Origin of the sequence: Streptomyces sp. DI166 (genome assembly GCF_900091315.1) — a bacterium.
GTDB classification, from domain to species: Bacteria; Actinomycetota; Actinomycetes; order Streptomycetales; family Streptomycetaceae; genus Streptomyces; species Streptomyces fuscus.
Genome location: NZ_FLSP01000197.1, coordinates 1 through 4729 on the forward strand (window position 1 = coordinate 1; position 4729 = coordinate 4729).

The 4729-nt window shown below is 66.5% G+C and carries 4 protein-coding genes; all 4 read right to left on the reverse strand.

From position 1 onward, the window contains the following. A partial coding sequence (locus GA0115233_RS39510; RefSeq protein ID WP_093725578.1) for a hypothetical protein occupies positions 1-1016 on the reverse strand: 1016 nt, incomplete at its 3' end. A 649-nt stretch (positions 1017-1665) separates the two neighbouring features. Beyond that, on the reverse strand, positions 1666-2106 hold the full coding sequence (locus GA0115233_RS39520) for a hypothetical protein (protein WP_093725582.1): 441 nt from the start codon (positions 2104-2106) through the stop codon (positions 1666-1668). A gap of 56 nt (positions 2107-2162) precedes the next feature. After that, complete coding sequence (locus GA0115233_RS39525; RefSeq protein ID WP_093725584.1) at positions 2163-3392, reverse strand: helix-turn-helix domain-containing protein; 1230 nt, start codon at positions 3390-3392, stop codon at positions 2163-2165. A gap of 279 nt (positions 3393-3671) precedes the next feature. Further along, on the reverse strand, positions 3672-4136 hold the full coding sequence (locus GA0115233_RS40790; RefSeq protein WP_141689656.1) for a hypothetical protein: 465 nt from the start codon (positions 4134-4136) through the stop codon (positions 3672-3674). Positions 4137-4729: the final 593 nt, after the last annotated feature.

Below are 4729 nucleotides of genomic sequence, written 5' to 3' on the forward strand. Positions count from 1 at the left end.
CCGTCAGTCAGACCGAGCAAGCGGTCAACGTACTCAGCCAACGAGCCTGGCCACTCCCGGGTGTCGAGCATCCAGGGGGCCGCACCGTCGGGCAAGGATGCGCGTCCCTCGCGGATGAGGGACTTGGACAGCTTCGCGCCCGTGTCCGTGACCACCTGGGGGCAGAAGAGACGGGCGGGCAACTGCCCGCGGGTGAGGCCGACCGCCTGTAGGGCACCGTCGACGAGGATGCAGCCGGGCATCCAGTCGCCGCCCTTGACCATGACGTGAAGCGTGCCGACCGCTCCGGTGATGGCCAGCTCCTTGACCAGATTCCTGTACAGCGTGGCCAGGTCCAGGTAGCCACCGTTGGCCGGTTCGATGACGACCTCGTATTCGCCATGGTGCAGGCACACGGCCGAGACGGTTGCGCGCTCGAAGCCGTCGTCACGGACGCGGGTTCGCTCCGCGTACTTCTCGGCCCACCCGCAGCCGGGTCGCGGGCAGGGGACACGGACGTGCGGGACGCCGGATGACGGGGACAGGTACCAGCGGGCGGCATCCATGCGGGGCAGCACGCGCAGCCAGGTACGGCGGAAGTGGTCGCCCGCCTGCTGCTGGCTGTAGGTCTCGACCGAGTACGACACGTGCAGGCGCTCGGACAGGGCCGTGAACAGCGGGCGGTACAGCTTGTCGACCTGTTCCGCGATGCCGGCCGCGCCCAGGGCGTGCGCGTAGGCCCGCTGGTAGCGGTGACCGGTCTCCTTGTCGGTGACGATGGCGTACGGCGCGTTGTCGAGGGCCCCGAACTGGACTTCGGCCGGTACGCCGAACCTGTCGCGGATACGCGCCGCAGTGGCAAACGTGAGCGACTGAACCAGGGACGTTCCGATGTGCGGCGCTCCGTTGATCTGCGTTCCCACCACGAACACGATCCGCTCCGGAGCCGCGTTGACGATGTGCGGCCTGAGCAGGTCATCAGCGTGCGTCAGCGCGTTGGCCAGCACGGTGTTCGGCGATACGGGATAGGTGGTCACCGCGTCTTCCCCTCGGTAGATGGGCAGGACTGCGCCGCAGAGCGGCGGGTGTGCGTTCAGCGGTAGAGCTCCGGTTGGCGGTGGGCCCGCCCCCGCGCCGGGGGGAACCGGAAGAGACGCGGGGGCGGGGGTCATCGGGGCGTGCGCCGTCCCCGTGGTCTGCGGTGGCGGCCCGTCCCCGCCGGGGAGTGGGGTGGGCACCGGGCGGGGACGGGGGCTTGCGGGGGTGCAGGGCGGCGTGTGGGCAGGGGATACACCCGGAGGGAGTACCGGGCGTCGTAGTCCGTCACCTCGAACACGAACGCGCGGCCTGCGGCGAGAGCGCGTATTGCGTGCTCGTACGCCTGGTCACTGCTGGCCCACGCGTGCAGCTCGGCATCAGGGCGAGGAACGTCCGGCCCTGTGGTGACGAGTGGCGCACCCTGGAGGAACTCGGTCCCAGGGTCAGGGGACAGCCGCCGAGCGAGGTGCAAAGCCTGTGCGCGTAGCCAACGGGCGGCGAGACGCGGGGACCGACCGCGGTAGGTGGCGAGCAGAACCTCGCGGGTGCCGCTGAGGTCGTGGGCGGTCGCCTCACAGCGGAAGGCGATGGGCGACCGCATCGGGGGACGTGCAGAGGCCGGCGGAGCGAGCATCAGCACGGCCGGGCTCACCGCTCATGCTCCCAAGCCGTTTCCCGCGCCGCGATCAGCTTGCCGAGCTGGCTGTAGTACAGCTCAACTTGCGCCGGGGTGAGCACGAGCATCGTCTCGCAGGCACCGCCGTCCTCGTAGTGGACGGTGACCGGCAGTGCGGCCTGCTGTGCGCGGTGGTCGTAGGCGGCGTCCCGCTTCATGGGCGTGACATGCGTGACCGGGACGGGCACGGGGCGCAAGGTCTTTCCGTCGGACCTGGCTCGCCAGTCCTCACCACCGCCGGGCGGACGCAATTGGTACGACGCGGAGCTGTCGCTCGGCAGGGCGACGCACACGCCGATCTTCCCGCCCTTGGCGAGGTCGAGAGCGAGGTCGCCAAGGCGAGGATGAAACGGGGCGCCAGGGACTAACTCGGCGCCCCGTGCCGGAAGTTGCTTCGAGGTCTGTTCGGCCATGCCTCGAAGCTATGAAGATCTCCAGGGCCCAATATGAACCGCAGGAATACGATCCCTCAGCCGTCGAGGTGGAAGCGGTCTGACATGCGGCGCAGCTTCTCGCGGGTGCTCGCTCGCTCGGCGTACACGATGCTGCGGAGGGTTGACCGGGCGATGGGGTGGTTACGGACGAGCTGGGGGGCGATGCGCTCGGCCTTCTCCAGTTCCTTCAGCGCCTTGTCGCGGTTCCCGTCCCACAACCAGGCGCGGGCCAGGTCCATGTGGTGGTGCCCCTGACGGGAGTTGGGGAGCGCCTCGACCAGTTCCTTACTCGTGCGCCTGTTTATCGACAGGGCCTCACGTTGCTCATGCATCTCCAGAGCGACGCTGATCGCGTGGATCTGTACGTTGCCCGGCGAGAAGGTCAGGCTGTGGCGGTCGTAGACCGGAGGGCCGACGGCTTCTGACATCCGCTTGGCTGCACCACGCGCGTGCTTGATCCGGTCCTTCGCCTCGGCCTTGCGACCGCACCGAGCAGCTGACACTGCCGCGCGCAGTTGCAGTGACCCCCACGCCCGAACAGCCAGCGGATCACCCCGGTCGTAGTCCTGCTGCACGCTGTGAAGCGCCTTGTCAGACAGGGCAATGGAGTCATCCCAATCCGCCGTGGCCCACATGTCCCACACGCGCATCCAGTCGGCGACGGCAGGCATCACAGGATCACCGGACAGCCGCGCAGACCAGGCGGCCCGCTCACACGCCATGGCGATCAGCTCAGGGTGCCCAAGGGCGTGCGCGGCCGTGTGGGCGAACTTGCAGCACACGGCGTAGATGGCGAACGCCTCTTCCCGCTCGTGCCCCGTGGAGACTTCGGCGAGGGCACGTGCCTCACGGAACAGGTCAGGGAGGACTTCCATGATCGCCACGTTGGCGGCAGCGTCACGCAGGCGGTGAAGACGGGTGGTTTCCTGCCAGAGCTGGCTGGCAGGTCGGGGCGTGCCGTCGAAGACGGGGGCGAGGTCGTAGCGGCGCAGTTCGCGCATGATGGCTGCGGCGGAGACCTGCCACTGATTCTCTGCCGGGGAGCTGTTGTACGGCCGTCCGATCAGGTCGTTCGGGTGTACGTGCAGTTCCGAGGCAAGCAGGTTTAGCAGGCCGACGCGGTCCAGCTCGATGTGTCCGCGTTCCATCTTGGAGACCCACCCCTGAGTCTTGCCCAGGGCGGTAGCGAGGTCTGCTTGCGTCATGCCGAGGCGGAGCCGTGCGCGGCGTGCGCGACGGCCGATCTCTTCGGCTTCTTCCAGCATCAGCGCGCCCCCCTATCGGTGAGGCGCCGGCGGTCCAGAGGGCGGCGAGGCATCGTGCTCCATCCGTCGGGGCTTCTCCCCTTGACGGTACCCAGGCCGCAGGCTGCATGGGGAGTGCAACCGGGGAGGTCGTGCACACGCCGCGTTCCGAGGAGTCCAGGGTAGGACGGCGGTGTGCCTTGATAGCAATGGGGGCACCAGACCCCGACCACTGCCATCGACGATCGTTCAGCCGCTATTCCGGAACAACGAGGCTATGCCACCCCAGGGGCGAGCACTTTAGGGAAATCGATTAGAAGTGAACAGTTCATTTACGGCATTCAGTACTTGGGTAAAGTCGCGCCGCAATCCACCGTCTTCCAAGATTTCGTAAGGGGTGACTTGGCTAATGCTTGACTCGGAGTAGCTGTATCCCGTTACGCTGCCCGCGTGATGAATAGCGAACTCTCCGGTCGCCAGTAGGTAGTAGGTGCGTTCAATCGCGGAGTCGTTCTCGCCTTGCCGCTCGTGCCGAGTGTTGACCAACGGCCAGCCCGCTTCATAGCTGCTGCGTCTGAGAAAGCCTCTTCTCGTCTGCGTTTGAACTCGCTGGATGTCAGCATAATCCTGACGCTGCGCTCGATCTAGGCAATCGGCTACCGCTGCTTCGAGAGTCTCTTCCTTGCTTGGGGCAGGTCCATGATCGCTGGGTGTATGGCGGCTCGGCGCCACTTGGGCTTCTCGCGCTGCTTCAGCCTCGCGCATCTTAAGGATGCGCCGTGCTCGATCCGCGTGGCTTTCATTTTGTTCATGGCGTCTATTTCGCATTGCCCCTCTTTTGTTTACGCTGCGATAGCGGGTCGCGCCCTCACGGGGAACTTTCGATCGCGATCGGGAGTGGAGGGTGCTTCAGGTTCGTGGCATGTCGAAGCCCCTTGGGTGGAGGCTATCAACCACCTTGTAAGGCTGAAGACCTAATGGCCAAATCCAGTCCCCTTCTGCCCCCCGGCATGAGTTCCCGGCAAGTACCCACCAAGGGCTCCCTGCGCGTTCATGACAGGCCAAGGCCGTTCACGAGTTGCGTGACAACATAAAGCGTGGCGCTCCCTGAGACGGAGGCGTGGTAGACCACGGGCACACGTATCAGTGGAGATCGAGATCTCGGATCAGGCCGACAAGACATCAAGCCTCGCTGCTGGTGAAAGCCTCGGTCCAGGAGCGGGTGATCCCTGAGGTGGTTGGGTGACGGACAAGAGGCAGTGGACCCCGTGTGGACCACGGCCCCCGCGAACCGCGCCGGGCCGGTACGCTGTACCCGCTCCGTCCCAGGTGGGCCGGGGCGAGGTGGGTTGCCCGAG